The organism is Bradyrhizobium sp. UFLA05-125 (assembly GCF_059803515.1).
Genome location: NZ_JBANBJ010000014.1, coordinates 1 through 21,978 on the forward strand (window position 1 = coordinate 1; position 21,978 = coordinate 21,978).

Consider the following 21,978-nt stretch of genomic DNA (forward strand, 5'->3'; position numbering starts at 1 on the left):
AGCTGTTCGAGTATGTGATCTACTACAACAACTTCAGGCCTCATCAGGCCCTCGGCGGCAAGACACCAAAGGGATTTACCGAGGCCCAGACCCAAACCATTCGATCACCGAATTAGTGAACTTGCACAATTTCGAGATAACGAACTGCCGATCGTCTCACGTCCGCGCCCGCATCAAGGTCGCCGGCATGAGCCGTTCGCCGTCTGGTTGATTAATGTTGTGCCGCGAACGCAGCTTCCATGGCCCTGCGGGTCTTTACCGTCTCGTTGCCAGTGTCGAATTCGACGTCGCTCCAGCGCACCACCTGGCGATGCGCAACGTCATGTTTCAGCTTGACCCTGTGGGCAAGGCCGATCGGCAGCGCGCCGACCTTCAGGCTGGCGGCGGCAGGCATCAGCTTGCCCCACACCGTGTAGCCGCCTTCCCCATCAAGCATCTCGCCCGCGCGAAGATTGCGCTTGGCGACTGCCGCGACATCGCCGCGAAAACTCCTCGCCTGGCCGGTTGGCTCGTTCCGCAGCGCGGCTGACAGGACCGAGATGTTCAGCTCCAGCCCGATCAGATGATAGGGCTTGTACATCGCGGCATACCGGCCGCTCGCGTCGGTCTTCAGCCCGTATTGCCTGAAGCAATCGGCGGCATAGTCGTTCGGCGCCTCCAGCACGACATAGACGCCCCAGCGCAGGTCGCGAAACACCGGCCGGCCGTCACGCTCGAGCGAGGACACCACCTCCACCACGCCGGATTTCTCCAGCATGCCACCGCGCTCGCGCGGCCGCATGATGTGCGGCAGATCGTCGACGCCGCACGGTGGAAACAACAAACCGTCCGTGGGAACGTCGAGCATGCAGGCATTGGCGATCGCCGCCATCTCGATCGCCGACTTGGTGCCGTCGAGAAAGGAATTGAACATCTGCGGATTCATCCCCGCGGACTGCGCTTCGCCCGCGGTGAGGCCGTAGTGCTGCCAGACGCCATCCGGCGTCACGTCGTGATAGGCCGGCAGGTATTTGGTGCCCTTGCCGGCCGCGACCACGCGAAAGCCGGTGGCGCGCGCCCAGTCGACCATCTCGGCCGTCAATGCTGGCTGGTCGCCATAGGCGAGCGAGTAGACGATTCCGGCCTTGCGGGCCTCCTGCGCGAGCAGCGGGCCTGCGAGCACGTCGGCTTCGACATTGACCATCACGATATGTTTGCCGGCCGCAATCGCCGTGCGTGCGTGGCGGATTCCGACCGCGGGATTGCCGGTCGCCTCGACCACGACGTCGATGGGGCCATTGATGGCGCGTGCGCCGTCATCGGTGAAGCCGGTTGCTGCGATGCGCTCCGCATCCCAGCCCACCGTCCGGCAGGCCTCGCGCGCGCGGTCCCGGTCGAGATCCACGATGACGGGCACCTCGAGTCCCGGCACGTGCGGCACCTGTGACAGGAACATCGAGCCGAATTTGCCGGCGCCGATCAGCGCCACGCGCACCGGCTTTCCGGCGGCGGCGCGGGCCTGGAGGAGGGAGAAGAGGTTCATGTTGCTATCCGATCAAGTATCGTGTCCCGGACGCGGTGCAGCGTGCAACGCTGCTCCGCAGAGCCGGGATCCAGAAAGTGAAGTGCGAATGGCATGGGCCCCGGCTCAGCAGCGCACCGCTTGCGCGCCGCGCTGCGTCCGGGGCACGAGACCTATCTACTCCGCCGCCTGTCGTGGCGCGCGTGCAAGCCGCAGCAGCGCGTCGTCGTCGACTGTCCTGATCGGCGCAAAGTCGCGATGCGCAATGTACTCCGGCCGCGTCGGGCTTCGGATGTAATTCGAGACAGCGTTCAGCGTCAGGTACACGATCTTGCGCGGGTAGGGCGTGATGTTGCCGGCGGAGCCGTGCACGAGATTGCCGTGGAACATCAGCATGCCACCTTTCTTGCCGGTCGGCGCGACGATGCCGCCCTGCTCGACGAGGCGCGTCACGGTAGCCTCGTCCAGTGTCCACAGCGGATAGGAAGTCGTTGCAAGATCGTGCGAGGCCTCCAAGTCGCCGGCATTCTGGCTGCGCGGCACCAGCATCAGGGGGCCGTTGATCGGCATCACTTCGTCGAGGAAGATCGCGATGTTCATCGCGCGCGGCTCGGGCATGCCGTCGTCGCGCTTCCAGGTGCCATAGTCCTGGTGCCACTGCCAGACGTCGCCGGTGAAGGCCGATTTCGCGTTGATCTTGAACTGGTGCATGTAGACGGGCTCGCCGAACACCTGCTCGACCGGCTCGATCATGCGCGGATGCGCGCCGAGCGCACCGAAAGCCTCGTTGTAGAGATGCGCGGCAAAGGCCGTGCGCGGCGCGCCGCTCTTCTCGCGCCAGACCTCGGGCCGGTCCGTGTCGTAGATGCCGACGGCCTCGTGCGCGAGGAAATCGACCTCCTCTTGGGCAAACAGCTCGGGGAGGAAAAGCCAGCCCTCGCGATGGAAGAACTCCAGTTGTTCCTGGCTCAATTTCATGGGTCGCATCCTCCTTTGGTTGTTTGGTTTTGTCATTCCGGGGCGCGACGAAGCCGCGAGCCCGGAATCCATTTCTCCACAGTCTCTGCCGCTCGATGGATTCCGGGCTCGATGCTGCGCGTCGCCCCGGAATGACGGCGGTAGTTGTTACGCTGCCGCCTCTTCCGTCGCCCTCAGTCTCTCCTCGGTCAGTCGCCCTGCCGTCTGCGCATGGGCTAGCGCCGCGCGCTCGGCTGCCTTTGCTTCACCCGCGAGAACGTGTCCGGCAATCGTCGCGTGCTCCGCCCAGGCGCTGTCGCGATAGTCGAGCTCGGACAGCACCGTCGCCATCGAGCGGCGCATATGCGGCCATTGCGGCGCGATCGTCTCCTCGATCACGGGATTGCCAGCGAGGTGATAGATCGCGCAATGAAACTCGACGTCGAGCACGATCAGCTCGTTCAACGACGTCTTGCGAGTGATGGCGTGTCCGGCCCGCAGCGCGGCTGCGAGCCGTTCGCGTCCCGCGGCATCGCGCGCGATCCGTTCGGCAGCGAGCCGCGCCGCCAGCGCATCGATGGCGCTGCGCACCTCGTAAAGCTGGCGAATGCGGGTGGGATCGAGCTGAGTGACTTCGAATCCGCGCCGGCCGCTTTCGGCGACGAGACCTTGCCGATGCAACAGATGCAGCGCATGCGACACCGGCTGGCGCGACACGCCGAGCTTGTCCGCCAGTTCGTTCTGCCGGATGCGTTGACCAGGCTGCAAGGTGCGATCCGTGATCGCCTCCAGGACGCGCGCATAGACCTGGTCGATTAGATTGGGCAGTGGGTCGAGCGGGATCACGCCGGCGGCTCCTTACGGAATACGGAATTCCGTATGCGAAGTTACTGCGAGAGGGCGGAAGCGTCAAGCGATGGAGTAAGGGGTTGTATGTGCTTGAATTTTCGTCCTGGGCGCGCTTGCCCCGGCCATCCACGGGTCCCAACCGCGGCTCTTCGTGGATGCCCGGGTTAAGCCCGGGCATGACGAACCGGCGACGACTTTCCCGATTGCGAACGCCGGCGCGTCCTACTTCTTCTTGCCCTGCTCGATCAGCATCCGCGTCATCAGATAAAGCCGCGGTACGATCGAATTGGTGTCGATGTACTCGTCGCGGGCGTGATAGCCGAAGCCGGCAAGGCCAAAGCTTTCGACCACGACGGCCTTGCCGCTGCGGTTGGCATAACCGGCATCGGTCGCGCCTCCCGTCATTTCGGCGATGTCGAGCTTGCGACCGATCTCGGCATAGATCGCCTGTCCCTCCTGTGCGAGTGCGCGGCCGCGCTCGCCGGCGACGAAGGGCGGACGTCCGGGCACGATCGTCACCGTTGTCTCGGTGTCGGGCACGAGCTTGTTCTTGACCTTCTCGTCGAGCGCGGCCTGGAGCTTGGCAACGCCGTCGGAAACGGTGAGGCGGATATCGGCGCCGGCCTCGGCATCTTCCGGAATCTGGTTACGCACGGTGCCGGCCTTCGACGTCGTCCAGTTGAGCTGCGTGCCCGGGATGGATTTTGCGACATCCTGGGTTTGCAGCAGCTGGTGCGAAAGCTCGATCAGCGCGTTGCGGCCGCGTTCCGGCGCCGCGCCGGCATGCGCGGCGCGTCCCTTCACTCTCATCGTTCCAGTCGCGGTGCCGCTCGCACCCAGCAGCAGAGAATCGTTCCGCGCCGGCGGCGAGGCGGCCGTCGGCTCACAGGACAGCACCACGTCATGCTGATCGGCGAGTTGCGAAATGAACTCACCCGAGCCGATCGAGCCGACCTCCTCGTCCGGATTGAGGGAGACCGTGAGCGTGGCGTAGTCGTGCCAGCCTGTGTCTTTCAGGATCTTGAGCGCGTGCAGGATCACGGCGAGGCCGCCCTTGTCGTCGGCAATGCCGGGTCCGAAGATCTTGGTGCCATCGACATGGTACGGCTCGCTCGCGAGAATGCCGCGCTGATAGACCGTATCCATATGCCCGATCAGCATCAGCTTGCGCGTGCCCGTGCCCTCGAAGGTGCCGACGACGATATCGGCGCCGGCGCCCGCGGTCGTCTTCTGCCGTCGCGTCGCGGCGCCCAGCGCTTTCAGGCGCGCCTCCGTGAAGTCGGCCATCTTGGCGAGGCCCTCGACGTCGCTGCTGCCGCTCTCGATCATCACCATGTCGTGCAGCGTCTCGATCAGCGGCGCCTTCTCCTGCTCGGCCGCGGCCTTCAGCTTCTCGTCGGCGGCTGCACGAGCCGTGGCGTTGGCGCTCACAAACCCGAGCAGGGACAGGGCGAGGAGGGGAACGAGGCGGAATTTCATCAAGCTGTCCTTTCGCGTCTCGAGCGCCGGCACCGCGCGCGGTTGCTCGTCAGCTTAGCATCGCTGCCGCGCCGACTCCAAGATGCGTGGCGCGTTACTGCTCCAGCACCTCCACGTCCAACGCGTCGATCGCTTCAGGATTGGCGATCGCCTCGATCCCGGCGATCCTGTCGCCCTCGAAAGCGACGCGCAGCGCGATCCGCAGATGCCCGCCGAGGATGACGGCAACACCCATTTTGCCGTCGACGAGTGCGGTCCGTGCAGCCTGGGCGCGTCCCTTGAACGTCTCGGCCACGGCAGGGGCGCCGCGGATCTCGGGCAGCGAACCGAGCCGCACGGCGGCCTGATCGGCGCGCACGACGACGTCGGGATCGAGCACGGCGAGCAGGCCTTCGAAATTGCCTTCACGGGAGGCGGCGAGGAAAGCGTCGACGATTTTCCGCTGCCGGGAAAAATCCGCATCCGGCACCGGCGCGCCCTGCACGCGGCGGCGTGCGCGGCTTGCAAGCTGTCGCGACGCCTCGACCGAACGCCCGACGATCGGCGCGATCTCCTCGAAGGGAACGGCGAACATGTCATGCAGCACGAAAGCGAGCCGCTCTGACGGTTGCAGCGTCTCCAGCACCACGAGGAGCGCGGCGCCGACGGAATCGGCCATCTCGGCCTCGCGCTCACGCGCATTGTCGATCGGCTCCGGCACATCCGGGCCCATCGGATCCTCGCGGCGCGATTTGTGTGTGCGGAGCATGTCGAGGCAGATGCGCGCAACCACGGTGGTCAGCCAGCCCCGCATATTCGCGACATCCGAGGTGTCGCTGCGGCTGAGCCGCAACCAGGTCTCTTGCACGGCGTCATCGACCTCGCCGCGCGAGCCCAGCATCCGATAAGCGACGCTGCGCAAATGGTCCCGATTGGCCTCGAATTGCCGGGCCAAGAAATTTTCAGTCATCGGTCACATTCCCTGGTCGTGGTCCGTCACGCCTATGACGAGACAAATCCGGCCGATGTGACCGGATCCGTCGAAATTCCTCTCGCCGGCGCTCCCGGCTTTGAAACGGAGACACGACATGATGCACGCACGTATGAATCATCCGGTGAAGGTCCTGCCTGAGGCCATGAAGGCGATGCAGGCGCTGAACGAGGTGAACAAGCAGGGACTGCCGGAAAAGCTCCTGGAACTCGTGCACCTGCGCGCCAGCCAGATCAATGGCTGCAGCGTTTGTGTCGACATGCATCCCAAGCTCGCCCGCAAGGCCGGCGAAACCGATGAGCGGCTGTTCGCTGTCTCTGCCTGGCGCGACACGCCCTATTTCACGGATGCAGAACGCGCCGCACTCGCGCTCACTGAGGCGGTCACGCGTCTTGCGGATCGCGCAGATCCCGTTCCAGACGCGATCTGGAACGAGGCCGCCAAGCATTTCGACGAGCGCGAGCTTGCGACCCTGATCCTCTCGATCGCGACGATCAATGTCTGGAACCGTCTGAACGCGACGATCAAGATGCCGGTCGGCGTGTGGAAGGTCGCGTGAGGCAGGAACCGCTCTTCCTTCTCCCCTTGGCAAGGGGAGCGGGGAAAGCACCTACCCCGCCAAAAACTCGCTCACCACCGCGCCATATTCCTGCGGAGCCTGCTCGAACATCCAGTGGCCGGCATTCGCAATCACCGCCGTCTTCGCGCCGGCGATGTGCTCGGCCAGCACGCGCCAGATCAGCGACAGGCTCCCTGTCGTCGCGCCGCCGCCGATCAGCAGCGTCGGCGTCTTGATCGCCTGCGCATCGGCCAGCGTGTAGGGTTTGCGCTGCTCGTTGATCTGGCCGAGGAAGGTGACGACGTTGTCGCGCAATTGCTGCTTTGCGATCGCCGGCACCCGCCGCCAGGTGCCGTCGCCCTCGATGCCCTCATAGAAATTCTGTAGCGCGCCTTCGATGTCGCCGGCATGGATCATCTCGACCGAGCGCGCCGTGCGCGCGGCGAGCGGCGGATGCGCAGGCGTGCCTGCCGGGACCGGCAGGCTTGCGTCGAGATCGCCGCCGGGCTCGGCGAGTACGAGCTTGCGCAACAGGTCGGGCCGCGCCTGCGCCACGCGAAACGCGATGTGCCCGCCACGCGAATGTCCCATCAGGCCGACCGGGGTGCGCCCTATGCACTCGATGAAGCCGATGACATCGGCGACATGCCGGGCCATCTTGTAGTCCTCGCCGGCGCCGTTCCAGCGCTCGGGAAAGAAATGCCGCAGGCTGACTGCGATCACGCGATGCTTTTTCGAGAGCGGGCCGAGCACCGAATACCAGGTCCGGAAATCGCCGAGCGTGCCGTGCACGCAGACCAGCGGCGGGCCTTCTCCGACTTCGAGATAGGCCATGTCGTATCCGTTGACGTGAACAGTCTGCATGATCAGCCCGCCAGAAAATCCAGGACGATATCGGAGTATTTTTGAGGCGCCTGCTCGAACATCGGATGGGTCGTGTTCTCGATGATCGCCGTCCTGGAGTAGGGGACATGCGCAGCGAGTGCGTGCAGCACTTTTGGCAGCAGGCCCTTGGTCCGGGCACCGAGGATGAACAGCGTCGGCATCAGAATTGATTCCGCATCGGCCTTCGAAAATGGTGGGCGATTGTCCCTGACCTGGCCGATCAGCGTATAGGCATTGTCGCGCAGATTCTGCTTCACCGCCGCCGGCAGCCGCTGCCAGGTGCCTGCTCCCTCCAGCGTATCCACGAACACGGCGAGACCGCCGTCGACGTCGCCGGCGGCGATCTTCTCCGCAGAGGCGGTGAAACGCGCCAGCAGCGGCGAGGGGCCGTCCTTGTAGTCGGGATCAAGGCTAGCATCGAGCTCGCCGCCGGGCTCGGCGAGGATCAGCCGGCGCAGCAGATCCGGCCGTGCCTGCGCCACGCGAAAGCAGATGTGCCCGCCGCGCGAATGGCCCATCAGGTCGACCGGACCGCTATCGAGCTTCTCGATGAAGGCGATGACGTCATCGACGTGCTGCGCAATGGAATAGGTGTCGCCGACACCGTCCCATTGCACAGGAAAGAAGTGCCGCAGGCTGACACAGATCAGCCGGTGGCGCTGCGACAGCGGTCCGATCACGGAGCCCCAGACCCGGAAATCGTTGAGCGAGCCGTGCACGCAGACCAGCGGCGGTCCCGCCGTGGCTTCGCCCACGTCGAGATAGGGCATGTCATATCCGTTGACGTGAAGGCTCTGCATGGATGCTCTCGGAGGGGGCGGGAACTCCTGTGCAAGATTCCCGGAAACCGGGTGGATCGCAACTATTTCCAAGCCTAGATTGCGCAGGAAGATCACAAGTGGGGGCCTGCGAATAGCCCAGGAACCTAGTCATGACCGACCAGCATTTCGTCCTGTTCGAGACCAAAATCGGCCTGTGTGCCATCGCCTGGGGCCCGCGCGGCATCAACGGCGTGCAACTGCCGATGGGCGACGAGGACAAGATCCGCACCCGCATCCACCAGCGCCATGCTGAGGCCAGCGAGGCTGAACCGACGGCCGAGGTGCAGCATGCGATCGACCGCATCGTCAAGCTGCTCGATGGCGAGCCGGATGACCTCACCGACATTCCGCTCGATCTCGACGGCGTTCCCGACTTCAATCGCGGTGTCTACGAGATCGCCCGCACCATCCCGCCCGGCAAGACCACGACCTACGGTGATATCGCGAAACGCCTGGGCGGCGTGGAGCTGTCGCGCGATGTCGCCCAGGCGCTCGGCCGCAACCCCTGTCCGATCGTCGTGCCCTGCCACCGCGTGCTGGCCGCCGGCAACAAGCCCGGCGGCTTCTCCGCCAATGGCGGCGTGGTGACGAAGCTGAAAATGCTCGAGATCGAAGGCGCGCTGGTCAACCACACGCCGAGCTTGTTTGATTGACCTCTCTGACCCTCCCCTGGAGGGGGAGGGTCGATCGCGCGAAGCGCGAGCGGGGTGGGGTGATCTCTCAACCCGGGCAGCGTTCGACGTGGAGGGACCGTCACCCCACCCCGCTACGCATTCCGCTTCGCTCCATGCATAGCGACCCTCCCCTCCAGGGGAGGGTAAGCGCTCACACCGCCGCGCAGACGAAGGCGTTGCCCTTGCGTCGGATCTTGCCACTGGATGGCGAGGGGAAATGCGCCGTACAGCACAGCGTATCGGTGTCGCAGTAGCGCTCCAGGAAGCTGCGGCGCGTCTTTGCCGCCTGCGCCGGGTCGACGTCGAACTTGATCGACAGCTCCGGATAGAGCGTCTGCAGCGGCGAGTGCATGAGATCGCCGGAGAACACGGCGTCGTCCTTGCCGCGGCCGAAGGTGAAGGCGACGTGGCCGGGCGTGTGACCCGGTGTCGGCAGGATACGAACGTGATCGCCGATCTGATGGTCGTTGCCGACCAGCTCATGGCGTTTGGCTTCGACCACCGGCAGCACGCTGTCGACGAAAGGCGGCACCTCTGCCTTCGCGTTCTGCTCGGACCAGTAGTCGAACTCCTGCTGGGCGAACAGATAGCGGGCCTTGGGGAAGGTCGGCACCCAGCGGCCGTTCTCGAGCCGCGTATTCCAGCCGACGTGGTCGACATGCAGATGCGTGCACATCACGAAGTCGATGTCATCGACCGAGACACCGGCGGCACCGAGCGCGCGCAGGTAGGTGTCGTCGGTCTTCATATGCCAGTTCTGGCGATTGGGCCGAGGCTTGTCGTTGCCGATGCAGCTATCGATCAGGATGGTGTGATGCGGCGTCTTCACCACATAGGACTGGAAGCACAGCATCAGCACATCGTTGTCGTCGAGCGCTTTCGCCTGCTTCATCCAGGCGCGGTTCTCTGCCAGCACCTCCGGTGTCAGCGCGGGCAAGAACTCCAGCGCCGGGAAGAAGGGGGCTTCCTGCTCGATGACGCGATGGATGGTGAGATCGCCGACCGAAAATTTGAGGCTCATGCTAGCTTCTCCTGTATCAATGCGCGTCGCGCACGGATGGAATGACGATATTGGAAAGGATGTCGATCGCGGCCACACCTTCCTTCGGCTGACCGTACTGCGCAGCAGTGGTCATCATGACGAGATCAAGCTCAGGCACGATGAAGATGCGTTGGCCTCCCCAGCCGAAGGCGCCGACCCAGTTGATTTCCTTGCCGTCTGTGAGCGAGCGACCCATCCACCATTGATAGCCGTAGAACAGCGTACTGCCAAAATAGCCGATGGCCTGGAAGTGCGGCGCGATCGATTGTGCGATCCACTCTGCCGAAACGATCTGCTGGCCGTTCCATTGCCCGTGATTGAGCACGAGCTGGCCGACCTTCGCCGCATCGCGCGGCCGTAGGCGCAGGCCGGCGGCCGCTGCGACCTTGCCGTTCTTCGGATAGGCCTTCCACTCGAAATCAGTGACGCCAAGCGGCTGGAACAGCACTTCGCGTGCGAACGCCTCCAGCGGTTTTCCTGAGACGCGCTCAAGGATGTTGCCGAGCAGATCTGTCCCGCCGCCATTGTAAGCCCACAGCGTATCCGGCAGCCCGGCGACAGGTCGTGACAGCACATAGCCGATCGGATCCGGCTCGAAGCCGAGATGCGGCTCGTCATTCTTCGGATCGGTCCAGGCCCGCGCCTCGTCCCACTTCATCCCCGAGGACATCGTGAGCAGATGGCGTAGCGTGATGGCGTCCCACCCGGCCTGCTTCACGGCCTGGTAGTCGGGAAAAAATTTCAGCACGGGCTCATCGGCGCTGGCGATCAGCTTGCGGTCGATCGCGATGCCAACCAGCAGCGACGTTACGCTCTTCGACGCCGAGCGCATGTCGTGCTTCGTCGTCGCGGTGAATTCGTGCTGGCCTTCCGGCTGTCCCCAGGGCTGGTCGTAGCCGGGAAAATATTGCTCGAAGACGAGCTTGCCGTGGCGCGCGACGACGACCGAATGGACTGCGGTCGCCCGCTGCTCGAGCCGCGCGGCGATGCCGCAGAGCTGCGCGCCATCCATGCCGACGCTGTCGGGAGACGCGGTCGTCCAGCCATCGTCGATCGATGACGGCGATCCGCAGGCGAGGTTGCGTTGTCCAGGCGCCATGCTCTCGGCCCGCACAGTGGTGGCGGTGGCGGTCAACGCGAGCACAAGGCTCGCGCCGAGAATTGTGAGGCGGGGAAAATGGTCGCGCATCGTCATTCGCCCCGCATCTCTTGCTACGCCGGCGGCGGCACCGAGATATTCACGGAGGGCCGCTCCAGCATCTTCTGATGGAAAGCGTCGAGTTTCGGATAGGCCTTGCGCCAGCCGCAATCGGGGAAGCGGAAGTCGGCATAGCCGAGTACGCAAACGAGGCCGATCTGCGAGATGTCGAACGGACCGTTCAGGACCTCGGAGCGGTTCTCGAATCGAGCCATGCCGGTCCAGGCGCGGTTCCAGTGGTCGTCCGACCAGGCCTGCCATTGCAGGCCCTGGGGCCGTACCATCCTCTCATAGCGGCACAGCAGCATGGAATCGAGCATGCCGTTGATCAGCGAATGATCGGTCTTGGCCGACCAGCGGCGCGGGCCGTAATCCGGGATCAGATTGCCGCCGGCGAGCTCGTTGAGATATTCGACGATGACGTAGGAATCGAGGATCACTTCGCCATTGTCTGATATCAGCACCGGCAGCTTCTTCAGCGGCGTGATGCGCGAATAGTCCTCGTTCGCCTGGCCCGGCGCGACCGTTGCGGGCACGAACTCGATCTTGTCGACGAGCCCGAGCTCGATCGCGGCGATGCGCACTTTTCGGGCGAAGGGCGAGGCGGGGGAGAAGGTGAGCTTCATGCGGACGATTCCCTGTATCAAAATTCTTTGAACACTCTCTCCGCCGTCATGGCCGGGCTTGACCCGGCCATCCACGCGTTTCCGCGCGGCGAGACTGTGAGACGTGGATGCCCGGGACAAGCCCGGGCATGACGATTGTTGATCTGGTGTTCGCCGCTGCCTACGCCGCGACGATCTCCTGGCGCTGCTCGCCGAGGCCTTCGATGCCGAGCGCGACGACGTCGCCGACATTGAGGTAGGTCGGCGGCTTCATGCCCATGCCGACGCCGGGCGGCGTGCCGGTCGTGATGATGTCGCCGGGCAGCAGCGTCATGAACTGCGAGACGTAGGAGACGCACTTGGCCATGGTGAAGATCATGGTCGCGGTCGAGCCGGTCTGGCGGCGCTGGCCGTTGACGTCGAGCCACATCGAGAGGTTCTGCACGTCCTTGATCTCGTCCTTGGCGGCGAGCCACGGTCCGAGCGGACCGAACGTGTCATGCGACTTGCCCTTGGTCCACTGACCCAGGCGCTCGGTCTGGAAGTTGCGCTCGGAGACGTCGTTGCAGACGCAATAGCCGGCGACATAGTTCAGCGCATCGGCCTCAGAGACGTATTTCGCTCGGGTGCCGATGATGGCGGCAATTTCGACTTCCCAGTCGAGCTTGGTGGAGCCGCGCGGCTTCTCGACCGGATCGTTCGGACCGGAAAGGGCGGTGTTGGCCTTCATGAAGATGATCGGCTCGGTCGGAATCGCCGCTCCGGTCTCCTTGGCGTGATCGCTGTAGTTGAGGCCGATCGCGACGAATTTCGAGATCCCGGTGACGGGGGCGCCAAACCGCGGCTTGCCTGAGACCGCCGGCAGCGAAGCGGGATCGAGCGCTGCAAGCTTCTTCAGGGACTCCGGCGAATAGGCCTCACCGGTCAGGTCCTTCAGATGGGCCGAGAGGTCGCGCAGCTCGCCGGATTTGTCGATCAGCCCGGGCTTTTCTGCACCTTTTTCACCATAACGAACAAGCTTCATTCTCGTCTCTCCCTGGATGGACTGGTCGGTTAAAAAGCTTCATGGAGCAGGGCGGCGGGAATTTCAACCGCCTACGGGCCGGTGCATTGCAGCCCTCTCAATTCGCTGGGTTCGGTGGCCAAGGCCTCGTGCCCCGGACGCTGCGCAGCACGCAGTGATGCGCTGCTGAGCCGGGGCCCAGGTCGTGGCATTCTGGGTCCGGGCTCTGCGCAGCAGCGTTTCACGCTGCAGCGCGTCCGTGACACCAGAGCTCACCCCAGCGCCACGAACCTGAACGCGTCCCCATCGCGCTTGATGCGTCCGCCGGAAAAATGCCCGCCGATCACCAGCGTCGGGGTATCGGCAAAGCGCGAGAACAATTCGCGCCGTGTCCTGGCTGATTGCTGCGGGTCGGAATCCACCGTCGAGCACCAGTCGAGATGCGCCATCTGGCAGGGGTGGTGGGCGGCATCGCCCGCGAGCAGCGCCTGCTCGCCGCCGGAGCGGATCAGGACACTCATGTGTCCCGGGCTGTGGCCGGGGGTCGGGATCATCCGGATCTCCTCGCACAGCCGGTGGTCGCTCGGGATCATCTCGGCGAGGCCGGCGTCCACGATCGGCTTCACGGAATCGTTGAACACGGCCGCCTTGTCCGGTTCGGTCGAGTGGTCGCGCCAATAATCGTATTCCGTCTTGCCAAACACGTAGCGGGCTTTTGGGAAGCTGGGCACCCATTGGCCGCCAACGAGCTTCGTGTTCCAGCCGACATGATCGACATGGAGATGCGTGCACAGCACCGTGTCGATGGTGTCGGGCGCAAAGCCCGCCGCCGTCATCATCTCGGGAAATGGCGTGTTGCGGTTGTTCCAGGTTGGGACGTTGCGGCCCTGCTTGTCGTTGCCGAGGCCGGTGTCCACCACGATGCGGCGCGACGGCGTCTCTACCACCAGCGAATGGATGGACATTTTCAGCCGGCCCTCCTGGGTGGCGAAATGCGGGATCAGCCAAGGCAGCTTCCGGATTTCCTCATTGCTCGCCAGCGGCAGGATGAAGCGCGTCGAGCCGACCGTCTCCATTTCCACGAATTTGGTGATCCTGACCTGGCCTACCGTCCACTGCATCGCCCGCGTCCTCTTGTTCTGGTTGCGGCGGACATTGCGGGTTTCCGACAGCCGCGGCAATGGATCAACCGGCACGATGCGGCGTTATCGGGGGAACTTGAGGAGGGAGCGATGCCGGAGCTAGCGATTTCCGCCGAGAAAGTCGCCTTCTTGATCGAGAAGGCGCGCGAGTACGACGTCAAAGAGACGGACTCCGATCCGGACTCCGGATCAAATCCGACCGATGACGATGCGATCGACGTGCTGCAGGACAATGGCTCCGATCCGGTCGGCCGCGAGATCACGAGCTTCATTGCCGCCCTGAACGAGGACGAGCAGATCGATCTCGTCGCCTTGATGTGGCTCGGGCGTGGCGATGGTGGAGCGGACGATTGGGAGGACTTGTGTGCCCGTGCCATCGAGGCTCGCACCGAGTATCGAAATCCCCGACGGGAAACCGCGCACTATCTCTTGGGTGAGCCGATGCTGGGCGACCTGCTCGCCGATGGCCTCGACGCGTTCGGCGTCGACTGGACCGACGAGCGCCCGAGCGCGGACTCGTCCGGCTTCAGCGAACGCGACGAGGACGAGTCGACGAAGCGGCGGTGAGTGATGTTCCTTCTCCCCTTGTGGGAGAAGGTGGCGCGAAGCGCCGGATGAGGGGTCTCTATCCCTGAGCTCACTGCGAGAGGTCACTTGCTGAGAGAGACCCCTCACCCGTCTCGCCGCTGCGCGGCGAGCCACCCTCTCCCACAAGGGGAGAGGGCAAAGAGGACCTACAGCGTCCCGGGAAATGCTCCGCCGTCGAGCAGAATGTTCTGCCCGGTGATGAAGCCGGCCTTGGCGCCGCACAGGAAGGCGCAGGCATAGCCGAACTCGTCGGGATCGCCGAAACGGCCGGCGGGATTGAGTTTTGCGCGCTCGGCCAGAAGCTGCTCCGGCGTGATGCCGCGCTTGTCGGCTTCGGCCTTCGCCGTGCCGCGCAGGCGATCGGTCTCGAACGGACCCGGCAGCAGGGCATTGATGGTGACGTTGTTGATCACCGTCTTGCGCGACAGGCCGGCGACGAAGCCGGTGAGGCCGGCGCGCGCGCCGTTGGAGAGCCCCAGGATCTCGATCGGCGCCTTCACAGCGGCCGAGGTGATGTTGACGATGCGGCCGAACTTGCGCGCCATCATGCCGTCGACCGTCGCCTTGATCAGCTCGATTGGCGTGAGCATGTTGGCGTCGATCGCCTTGATCCAGTCGTCGCGCGTCCAGTTGCGGAAATCGCCGGGCGGCGGGCCGCCGGCATTGTTGACTAGGATGTCCGGATCGGGACAGGCCTTCAGCACGGCCTCGCGGCCCGCCGGCGTCGTGATGTCGCCGACGATCTCGGTGACCGTCACGGCCGGGTGGGCCTTCCGGATCTCCTCGGCCGTTGCCTTCAGCGCCTCCGCACCGCGCGCGGTCAGGGTGACATGCACGCCCTCATTGGCGAGCGCCATGGCGCAGGCGCGACCGAGGCCCTTGCTGGATGCGCAGACGATGGCACGGCGATCCTTGATCCCAAGATCCACTGTTCACTCCTGTGATGTCTGGTGGTTTTGATGCGGTACTGTAGCCAAGGTTGGAGGCTCTGGTAAGCCCCGCGCTTTGCGTCGGCGGAAATCATGGGTCACAATGCGCGCATATCACCTCGCCGGGGAATACTGACATGTCCGATCCGTTCGACGTCGCCCACGAGACCATTCTGATCACCGGCGCCAGCCAGGGGTTGGGGCGCCAGTTCGCGCGCGTGCTGGCCGCGCACGGCGCCGCCGTCGTGCTCGCCGCGCGCCAGACGGACAAGCTTCGCGCGCTCGAAGCGGAGATTCGCGGCAAGGGCGGCCGGGCCGCGGCGATCGCGCTCGATGTCACCGATACCGCGTCGATCGCCAACTCGGTCGATGCCGCGGAGGCGGCGCTTGGTCCCATCACCGTGCTGATCAACAATGCGGGGATCGCGATCGAGAAGCTTGCGACCGAGCAGACGGAAGCAGACTGGGACGCCGTGGTTGGCGCCAATCTCAAGGGCGCCTATTTCCTTGGCACCGAGCTGGCGCGACGAATGATCGCACGCAAGCAGTCAGGCAATATCGTCAACATCGCCTCCGTGCTGGCTACAGGCGTGTTGAAGGCGGTCTCGCCTTACGCGATCTCCAAGGCCGGCATGATCCAGGCGACCAAGGCGATGGCGCTGGAGCTTGCCGGCAACAACATCCGCGTCAACGCGCTGGCGCCCGGTTATATCGACACCGAGATGAACCACGATTTCTGGTCGACGCCGGCAGGCGAGCGCCTGGCCAAGCGAATCCCGCAGCGCCGTGTCGGCGCCGAGTCCGATCTCGACGGCGCGATCCTGCTGCTGGCCTCACAAGCGTCGCGTTACATGACGGGGAGCGTGGTGACCGTGGATGGCGGGTTCCTGTTGAGTTGAACTCCGCGATTGCGGACCGGCAAGTTTTGCTCAGACGTCGTCCCGGATCTGCGCTCGGCTTCGCTGCGCTTGTCCGGGACGACACCGAGTTTAACTCGCCCCCATCTCCGCCCTGATCATATCCGCCGCCTTCTCGCCGATCATGATGGTCGGCGCGTTGGTGTTGCCGCCGATCAGGGTCGGCATGATCGAGGCATCGACGACGCGCAGGGCCTCGAGGCCATGCACCCTGAGCTTCGGATCGACCACGGCGAGCGGATCGGTGCCCATCTTGCAGGTGCCGACCGGGTGATAGACGGTGTCGACGCGCTCGCGCAGGATGGCGCGGATGTCGTCGTCGGTTTTCACATTGGACGTGAACATGTCCTTTTTCTGCAAAGCGCGCAGCGACGGCGTCTCCATCAGCCGCCGCGTGGTCTTGAAGCCCGCGACCATCGTTTCCAGATCCGCGGCCTCGCCCAAGAAGTTCGGATCGATCAGCGGGGCCTGCGCGGGATCGGCATTCTTCAGCGCTACGCTGCCGCGGCTCTTCGGTCGCAACAGGCAGACGTGACACGAGAAACCTGCCTCCTTGTGGCGCTTGCGGCCGTGGTCGTCGAGCATCGCAATGACGAAGTGCAACTGGATGTCGGGCAGATCGAGATCGGGCTGCGTCTTCAGGAAGCCGCCGCATTCGGCAAAGTTGGTGGTGATCAGACCGCGACGCTCGCGGCGGTATTGCTGGATAGCCCGGAGCAGCGATGGCAATCGGCTGAGCGAACTGTGCACGAAATGCGGATAGTCGGAGGCGTAGACGAAGACGAAATCCGGATGGTCCTGGAGATTGCGTCCGACGCCCGGCAGATGATGCACGACGCCAATGTCGTGCGCGCCCAGAGCCTCGCCGTGGCCTACGCCCGACAGCATCAGGAGCTGTGGTGACTGAAAGGCGCCCGAGGCGATGATCACCTCGCGTCGGGCGCGCAGCTGCTTCCTCTGCTTGCCTTGCACATATTCGATGCCGACTGCGCGCCTGCCTTCGAACAGGATCCTCGTCGCCTGCGCCCCCGTCTCGACGCGCAGATTTGAGCGCGTTCCGATATGCGGATTCACATAGGCGCGCGCCGCGCTCCAACGCTCGCCATTGTGCTGTGTCACCTGGTAGCTGCCGAGTCCTTCGTGGTCCTCGGCATTGAAGTCTTCGCGCACGCGGAACTGCGCCTCGCGCGCGGCCTGCAGGAAGACGTCATGGATCGGATTGTCGGAGCGCAGCTTGTTGACATGCAGGGGGCCGCCCTTGCCGTGATACTCGCCGTCGAAATCGGCATTGTTCTCCGCGCGCTTGAAATAGGGCAGCACGTCGGCATACGACCAGCCGGTATTGCCGAGCGAGGCCCAGTGGTCATAGTCCCACTTGTTGCCGCGGATGTAGACCATGGCGTTGATCGCCGAGGAGCCGCCTAACCCCTTGCCGCGCGGCTGATAGCCGATGCGACCGTTCAACCCCTTCTGCGGCACAGTGTCGAACGCCCAGTTGGCCGCGCTGTATGGCAGCGCGAGCCCGAAGGGCGTGGTGATCCGCCAACTGTCGTTCCTGCCGCCGGCATCGAGCAGCGCGACCGAGGTCTGCGCATCCTCCGACAGCCGTCCCGCCACCGCGCAGCCGCCCGAGCCCGCGCCCACGACGACGAAATCGAATGTGTCAGCCATTGTTGTTCCCCCTGCAGTTCTTTTTTCGTCATTCCGGGGCGCGCGTAGCGCGAGCCCGGAATCCATTCATCTGCATTACGTGCTGCGAGATGGATTACGGGCTCGCCTCTTCGAGGCGCCCCGGAATGACATCCTTGAGACGATCTACGACAGGAACCGCATCATACAGCCCGATTCGCCGTGACTGGCGCCGCTGCCGGGGGCGCCCATCGGCTGGTTGACATGGCGTTTTCCCGTCATCTTGTGTCCGCAAGCTGGCGCTTTGCGGAACTTATGGCAAGTGCTGGCTTTTTCGGCCCCTCACGGGTGCGTTTTGCCTGTCATAAAGTCGAAAAAAACGTTCCCCCGGGCCTTTCCAAAGGGCCTCGCGGTTGATACATAGCCCTCGCACCCGACGGGCTTTGCCCCGGGTTTGCCTTCCAAGGAAGCCTTTGGGACGCGAAAGCCACGCGACGAGCGCTGGTCCATCGACCGTCCCCGAGATTCCCGAAAAGGCGTGCAAAAGCTTAACGCGGGGTGGAGCAGCCCGGTAGCTCGTCAGGCTCATAACCTGAAGGTCATAGGTTCAAATCCTATCCCCGCAACCAAGTTCGACAAAAACCCCAGCAATCTCGGTAGATTGCTGGGGTTTTGTTTTGGCGTCGGCAGCGTCCCAACATTCAGCCTGCTGCGTCAGGCGGTGAGACCCGCTCTGGTGCCCCTGGCCGGATCGAGCCGCGCAAGTCCACAAATTCCGTCGTCAGTGCTGTGGACGGAATAGTCGAGGCGCGCCGGCGCGCCTGGCGGTTTCGGAGGGGCAAGTGCCATATTCCCTGCGATACTGGGCCGCGAAGCGTCCCATATGCGTGAACCCCCATTTCAGGGCGACCTCGCTGACCGGCAACATGTTCTCGGGTGACGACAGCTCGGCATGAACCGCCTCGAGTCTGACGCGCCGCAGGTAATAGGCCGGCGATATTTCATAGTGCTTGCGGAAGCCGAGCCGGAGTGTGCGACTGCTGACGCCGACCGCGCGTGCGATGTCGGTCATGGTCATGGGCAGGTGAAGATTGGCGCGCATGTAGTCGACTGCCTGCCTGATATGTTGTGCCGCCGGAGCTCGGTTGTGCGTCAGAAGCCTGTCGGAGAGACGGTGCGGCAGCTCCTCGAGGATCAATCTAAGAGCGGCTTCGCTTAGCAGCGCCATCGCCTTGGGCGAACGCAAGAGCAGCTGTTCGTCGCGCATGCCGTTGGCCAGGGCGCAGCCAACTGACTGCAAGATCTGTCCGATGCTTGTCGAAAGATCGATCGTTGGTATGAGTTCCAGGCTCGTCAGCGGCACGCCCTCGAACAGATCGGTGAGGAGGCTTGCGACGAGACTAGCCTCGAACTGTAGTACCCCGCCGGCGAAGTTTCCATCGAGCGCGTGCACGGTCCGTCGCGTCAGGGTCGGTTGGGCATAGAGGGCCGCGCGCAGAGGGGTCTGCTCGTATGTCTTCGAACCGATTGCCATCTCGCCGGCTCCGGCACTGAGAAAGCCGAGATTGACGTTCTCGATGCCGCTGTCAGCGCCGTACGACCAGCCGCTGGAATACTCCGCCCGGATCACGCTCACGCCCCAACCCGCCGCGAAATCAGTTCGCCACCGAAAGCCGGCACGCGGATTCGGCGGGGTGATTTTCAGGGGCAGCAGACGCGGTTGGTAGTAAGTGAGGAGATCCTCGAAGTTCGAACCAGAGACGATCGGCGTTTCGCGGAATGGATCCTTTAGCAACGTGTTTCCTATCGAAGAGACAATTCCGGCGTGCACAGCAACACGAGTGGACTTCAAGATTCAAGTCCTCACCGCGTCCCGGGGCATTATCCCGTCCCAATTCGCGCAAATTTCGCCAGACGAGTCTTCGCGGAATGATGTTTACCGATTGCGAATCGGCGGCGCAGGACGTCGCGCATTTGAGTCGTCATCATATCCGTTTTCGGCTGGACGATATCCGTATTCGGCATTCAGATGTTCGAAGCGCCGGCGAGTGCGCGCGATGAGGGCGCCGACGAGCCCGCGAAAATACGAGGTCGATGAAGCGTGCACCAAGTGACTGAGCATGTTCGTCGTCCTCTTTCGGCAAAGCCTGTCCGCCAACGGCAGCCGGGAAGCGGTGTGTAAGCTTTGATTTAGTTTCGACCCTTCTTACTCAAATCCATCTTCGGGGCTGTGATCCAGCACGGATCTTCCGTCGATCACGCGTACCACGATTTCTTGGGGGACCCACAATGCGCACGACAATCGGTTTGAAGCTCGCTCTTTTCTCAGGCCTTAGCATCGCACTCGTCAGTGGGATGGTTGTCAACCAATGGGTCAGCAATCGCAATATCACTGAAGCCGCGGACGCCGTCAGGCGGGAGCAGACGATTTTCGATGGCATCCAGGGCGCCGACAAATCCCTGACTCAAATGCAAATTGGAATACTCAATATTAAACTCGCGGACAGCCCGGAGAAGGTTCAAGCGGCAGCCGCCGCGATCAAATCGGCGGTCGAGTCGGGCCAGGACGGCCTCAGGACCCCGATCAGTATTGCGCTAAAGCCGGACGTGCTGCGGGATATCCAGACGGGCCTCGGCAAGTTCGGCGAGAGCGCGCTGAGAGTGGCCGCCGCGCATAAAGTCGAGCAAGGCGGGAGACAGGTAGATGACGCTCTTCTTACAGCGCATACCAATGAACTCGTAACTGCTCGCGAGCAGGTGCTCAAGGCGACGGAAGCCTCGCTCACCAATGCGCAACATTTTACTAACGAGGCCCGTGCGGCTTCATCGGACGCAATCAGCCGGGCCACGGTCGTCGGGCTGGTTTTCGGCGTTGCTACGGTCCTCACTTTGTTCGGCTCCGCGCTGTTTTCCTGGCTGACGATCGCCCGCCCGATCCGCGCCATCGCGGGGGCGATGCAGGCGATCGCGGGCGGTGCCACCGCCACGACGGTGTCCGGCACACAGCGCACGGATGAGGTGGGTGATATGGCGCGCGCATTCGAAGAGAACGCCGCCCGCATCGCGAGATCGGCGCAAGCCCAGGAACAGGAAGCTCAAGCCGCCGAAGAACGCAGGCAGGCGATATTCGATATCGCCAGCCGCTTCGAGCAGGCAGTCGGCGGGGTAGTCGAGATGGTGTCCTCTGCGGCCGGCGAAATGCAGGTGACTGCCTCGCAGCTGACGTCGTCGGCGCAAGAGACCTCGGTCCAATCGACCTCGGTCTCTGCGGCGGCGAAAGAGACTGCGGCCGGTGTTGACGTCGTTGCCAGCTCCGCCCAGGAATTGGGCGCGTCGGTGCAGGAGATCGCCCGTCAGGTGGAACGCTCTGCCAATATGTCGAGAGCTGCCGTGAGCGAAGCCGAGAACACAGCGGGCCTCGTCTCCGAGTTGACCACGGTTGCGGCCAGCATCGGCGATATCGTGGAGACGATCTCGACACTGGCCGAGCAAACAAACCTGCTTGCACTAAATGCCACGATCGAGGCAGCGCGGGCCGGTGAGGCGGGCCGGGGCTTCGCCGTGGTCGCGTCGGAAGTCAAGCAGCTCGCCAGCCAGACGGCCAAAGCGACTACCGAAATCACCGCGAAGATCGCCGCGATCCAGGCCTCGACCGGCAAGGCGGCTCAGGCGATCGGTGGCATCACTGGTACCATCGGGCAGATCAACGATGCGGCCACTGCCATCGCGTCCGCTGTCGAGCAGCAAACTGCAGCCACCAGGGGTATCGTGGGATCGCTGTCAAAGGCGTCGGCCGGTACCAGCCAAGTGACCGCGAACATTTCCGGTGTGGCTCGGATTGCCGAGGAGACCGGCGCAGGTGCCGCTCAGGTGCTGACCGCCTCGACGGAACTGGCTCGGCAGGCGGAAAGCCTGCGCGTCGAGGTTCGCAACTTCCTCGACTCCGTCCGCGCCGCCTGACCGATGCACAGTCAGAGTCGGCAAGCCGACATCGTGGCAATACCTGTCTTCGATATCAAGGCGACTTCCGGTTGCAGGCAATCTGTGGCAACTTCAAAGAGCTGTCGGCGCATCGCGATGGGTTGCTCAGCAATCTGCGAAATGATGTCGAAAAGGTCCAGCAGTACTGCGCCGAGATCGGGTGGGGCGTGCCGGAAGGGGAGGACGTTCAGCGGCTGATCAGCAGTCTGGATACCCTTTGCGCATTATTGCTGCAAATCGCGGAGAGAA

General features: G+C 63.8%; 21 protein-coding genes and 1 tRNA gene. 7 read left to right on the plus strand and 15 right to left on the minus strand.

The genetic code is table 11. The features are described 5' to 3' along the window. Positions 1-2: 2 nt before the first annotated feature. A complete protein-coding gene (locus SO156_RS15445) occupies positions 3-116 on the plus strand; it encodes an integrase core domain-containing protein (RefSeq protein WP_498535472.1) in 114 nt (37 codons plus the stop codon). A gap of 95 nt (positions 117-211) precedes the next feature. Here the strand turns inward: SO156_RS15445 and SO156_RS15450 are convergent, their stop codons facing one another. The 5 genes from SO156_RS15450 to SO156_RS15470 all read right to left on the minus strand — a co-directional run bounded on the left by SO156_RS15450 (position 212) and on the right by SO156_RS15470 (position 5,735). Further along, positions 212-1,522, minus strand: a complete 1,311-nt coding sequence (locus tag SO156_RS15450; RefSeq protein ID WP_498535384.1) for an NAD(P)H-dependent oxidoreductase — start codon at positions 1,520-1,522, stop codon at positions 212-214. A gap of 156 nt (positions 1,523-1,678) precedes the next feature. Then, a complete protein-coding gene (locus SO156_RS15455; protein WP_498535385.1) occupies positions 1,679-2,479 on the minus strand; it encodes a phytanoyl-CoA dioxygenase family protein in 801 nt (266 codons plus the stop codon). A gap of 147 nt (positions 2,480-2,626) precedes the next feature. Continuing rightward, complete coding sequence (locus tag SO156_RS15460) at positions 2,627-3,304, minus strand: GntR family transcriptional regulator (RefSeq protein WP_458143892.1); 678 nt, start codon at positions 3,302-3,304, stop codon at positions 2,627-2,629. Between the two features lie 225 nt (positions 3,305-3,529). Continuing rightward, positions 3,530-4,786, minus strand: a complete 1,257-nt coding sequence (locus SO156_RS15465) for a M20/M25/M40 family metallo-hydrolase (RefSeq protein WP_458143890.1) — start codon at positions 4,784-4,786, stop codon at positions 3,530-3,532. 94 nt (positions 4,787-4,880) lie between these two features. Further along, positions 4,881-5,735, minus strand: coding sequence for a sigma-70 family RNA polymerase sigma factor (locus SO156_RS15470; protein ID WP_458143888.1), 855 nt, complete (start codon positions 5,733-5,735; stop codon positions 4,881-4,883). Between the two features lie 121 nt (positions 5,736-5,856). On the opposite strand from SO156_RS15470, the gene SO156_RS15475 reads away from it, so the two are divergent. Then, complete coding sequence (locus SO156_RS15475; RefSeq protein ID WP_458144100.1) at positions 5,857-6,315, plus strand: carboxymuconolactone decarboxylase family protein; 459 nt, start codon at positions 5,857-5,859, stop codon at positions 6,313-6,315. A gap of 51 nt (positions 6,316-6,366) precedes the next feature. Here the strand turns inward: SO156_RS15475 and SO156_RS15480 are convergent, their stop codons facing one another. Together SO156_RS15480 and SO156_RS15485 are read right to left on the minus strand one after the other, a co-directional pair. Then, a complete protein-coding gene (locus tag SO156_RS15480) occupies positions 6,367-7,179 on the minus strand; it encodes an alpha/beta fold hydrolase (RefSeq protein WP_498535386.1) in 813 nt (270 codons plus the stop codon). 2 nt (positions 7,180-7,181) lie between these two features. Beyond that, positions 7,182-8,000, minus strand: a complete 819-nt coding sequence (locus tag SO156_RS15485) for an alpha/beta fold hydrolase (RefSeq protein ID WP_498535387.1) — start codon at positions 7,998-8,000, stop codon at positions 7,182-7,184. 131 nt (positions 8,001-8,131) lie between these two features. Here SO156_RS15485 and SO156_RS15490 point away from each other — a divergent pair, with 131 nt between their 5' ends. After that, entirely contained in the window at positions 8,132-8,674 is a 543-nt protein-coding gene (locus SO156_RS15490) for a methylated-DNA--[protein]-cysteine S-methyltransferase (RefSeq protein ID WP_498535388.1), read from the plus strand. Between the two features lie 172 nt (positions 8,675-8,846). Here SO156_RS15490 and SO156_RS15495 read toward each other — a convergent pair whose 3' ends face one another. From SO156_RS15495 to SO156_RS15515, 5 genes are all read right to left on the minus strand, one after another. Beyond that, positions 8,847-9,716: an MBL fold metallo-hydrolase gene (locus SO156_RS15495; protein ID WP_498535389.1), complete on the minus strand. Its 870-nt coding sequence runs from the start codon at positions 9,714-9,716 to the stop codon at positions 8,847-8,849. A gap of 16 nt (positions 9,717-9,732) precedes the next feature. Beyond that, a complete protein-coding gene (locus tag SO156_RS15500; protein WP_498535390.1) occupies positions 9,733-10,932 on the minus strand; it encodes a serine hydrolase domain-containing protein in 1,200 nt (399 codons plus the stop codon). Positions 10,933-10,949: 17 nt separating this feature from the next. Further along, a complete protein-coding gene (locus tag SO156_RS15505; protein WP_498535391.1) occupies positions 10,950-11,561 on the minus strand; it encodes a glutathione S-transferase family protein in 612 nt (203 codons plus the stop codon). A gap of 160 nt (positions 11,562-11,721) precedes the next feature. Continuing rightward, complete coding sequence (locus SO156_RS15510; protein WP_498535392.1) at positions 11,722-12,564, minus strand: fumarylacetoacetate hydrolase family protein; 843 nt, start codon at positions 12,562-12,564, stop codon at positions 11,722-11,724. A 251-nt stretch (positions 12,565-12,815) separates the two neighbouring features. Continuing rightward, the gene (locus SO156_RS15515; protein ID WP_498535393.1) at positions 12,816-13,664 is read right to left on the minus strand and encodes an MBL fold metallo-hydrolase; all 849 of its coding nucleotides are present in this window, start codon (positions 13,662-13,664) and stop codon (positions 12,816-12,818) included. 111 nt (positions 13,665-13,775) lie between these two features. Here SO156_RS15515 and SO156_RS15520 point away from each other — a divergent pair, with 111 nt between their 5' ends. Continuing rightward, positions 13,776-14,252, plus strand: a complete 477-nt coding sequence (locus tag SO156_RS15520; protein ID WP_498535394.1) for a DUF3775 domain-containing protein — start codon at positions 13,776-13,778, stop codon at positions 14,250-14,252. A gap of 167 nt (positions 14,253-14,419) precedes the next feature. Here SO156_RS15520 and SO156_RS15525 read toward each other — a convergent pair whose 3' ends face one another. Beyond that, complete coding sequence (locus SO156_RS15525; RefSeq protein ID WP_498535395.1) at positions 14,420-15,202, minus strand: SDR family oxidoreductase; 783 nt, start codon at positions 15,200-15,202, stop codon at positions 14,420-14,422. A 137-nt stretch (positions 15,203-15,339) separates the two neighbouring features. On the opposite strand from SO156_RS15525, the gene SO156_RS15530 reads away from it, so the two are divergent. Then, entirely contained in the window at positions 15,340-16,101 is a 762-nt protein-coding gene (locus SO156_RS15530) for an SDR family oxidoreductase (RefSeq protein ID WP_498535396.1), read from the plus strand. 90 nt (positions 16,102-16,191) lie between these two features. Here SO156_RS15530 and SO156_RS15535 read toward each other — a convergent pair whose 3' ends face one another. After that, positions 16,192-17,790, minus strand: coding sequence for a GMC family oxidoreductase (locus SO156_RS15535; protein ID WP_498535397.1), 1,599 nt, complete (start codon positions 17,788-17,790; stop codon positions 16,192-16,194). A 510-nt stretch (positions 17,791-18,300) separates the two neighbouring features. Here SO156_RS15535 and SO156_RS15540 point away from each other — a divergent pair. Continuing rightward, a tRNA-Met gene (locus SO156_RS15540) sits at positions 18,301-18,377 on the plus strand. Between the two features lie 152 nt (positions 18,378-18,529). Here the strand turns inward: SO156_RS15540 and SO156_RS15545 are convergent. Further along, a complete protein-coding gene (locus SO156_RS15545; protein WP_498535398.1) occupies positions 18,530-19,543 on the minus strand; it encodes an AraC family transcriptional regulator in 1,014 nt (337 codons plus the stop codon). Positions 19,544-20,037: 494 nt separating this feature from the next. Here SO156_RS15545 and SO156_RS15550 point away from each other — a divergent pair, with 494 nt between their 5' ends. Further along, entirely contained in the window at positions 20,038-21,708 is a 1,671-nt protein-coding gene (locus SO156_RS15550; RefSeq protein WP_498535399.1) for a methyl-accepting chemotaxis protein, read from the plus strand. Positions 21,709-21,978 lie beyond the last annotated feature (270 nt).

Bases quoted from the DNA above. Each gene is read 5' to 3' on its own strand.
- SO156_RS15450 (WP_498535384.1), bottom strand. From the start codon at position 1,522: ATGAACCTCTTCTCCCTCCTCCAGGCCCGCGCCGCCGCCGGAAAGCCG.
- SO156_RS15455 (WP_498535385.1), bottom strand. From the start codon at position 2,479: ATGAAATTGAGCCAGGAACAACTGGAGTTCTTCCATCGCGAGGGCTGG.
- SO156_RS15465 (WP_458143890.1), bottom strand. From the start codon at position 4,786: ATGAAATTCCGCCTCGTTCCCCTCCTCGCCCTGTCCCTGCTCGGGTTT.
- SO156_RS15470 (WP_458143888.1), bottom strand. From the start codon at position 5,735: ATGACTGAAAATTTCTTGGCCCGGCAATTCGAGGCCAATCGGGACCAT.
- SO156_RS15475 (WP_458144100.1), top strand. From the start codon at position 5,857: ATGCACGCACGTATGAATCATCCGGTGAAGGTCCTGCCTGAGGCCATG.
- SO156_RS15480 (WP_498535386.1), bottom strand. From the start codon at position 7,179: ATGCAGACTGTTCACGTCAACGGATACGACATGGCCTATCTCGAAGTC.
- SO156_RS15485 (WP_498535387.1), bottom strand. From the start codon at position 8,000: ATGCAGAGCCTTCACGTCAACGGATATGACATGCCCTATCTCGACGTG.
- SO156_RS15490 (WP_498535388.1), top strand. From the start codon at position 8,132: ATGACCGACCAGCATTTCGTCCTGTTCGAGACCAAAATCGGCCTGTGT.
- SO156_RS15495 (WP_498535389.1), bottom strand. From the start codon at position 9,716: ATGAGCCTCAAATTTTCGGTCGGCGATCTCACCATCCATCGCGTCATC.
- SO156_RS15500 (WP_498535390.1), bottom strand. From the start codon at position 10,932: ATGACGATGCGCGACCATTTTCCCCGCCTCACAATTCTCGGCGCGAGC.
- SO156_RS15505 (WP_498535391.1), bottom strand. From the start codon at position 11,561: ATGAAGCTCACCTTCTCCCCCGCCTCGCCCTTCGCCCGAAAAGTGCGC.
- SO156_RS15510 (WP_498535392.1), bottom strand. From the start codon at position 12,564: ATGAAGCTTGTTCGTTATGGTGAAAAAGGTGCAGAAAAGCCCGGGCTG.
- SO156_RS15515 (WP_498535393.1), bottom strand. From the start codon at position 13,664: ATGCAGTGGACGGTAGGCCAGGTCAGGATCACCAAATTCGTGGAAATG.
- SO156_RS15520 (WP_498535394.1), top strand. From the start codon at position 13,776: ATGCCGGAGCTAGCGATTTCCGCCGAGAAAGTCGCCTTCTTGATCGAG.
- SO156_RS15530 (WP_498535396.1), top strand. From the start codon at position 15,340: ATGTCCGATCCGTTCGACGTCGCCCACGAGACCATTCTGATCACCGGC.
- SO156_RS15535 (WP_498535397.1), bottom strand. From the start codon at position 17,790: ATGGCTGACACATTCGATTTCGTCGTCGTGGGCGCGGGCTCGGGCGGC.
- SO156_RS15550 (WP_498535399.1), top strand. From the start codon at position 20,038: ATGCGCACGACAATCGGTTTGAAGCTCGCTCTTTTCTCAGGCCTTAGC.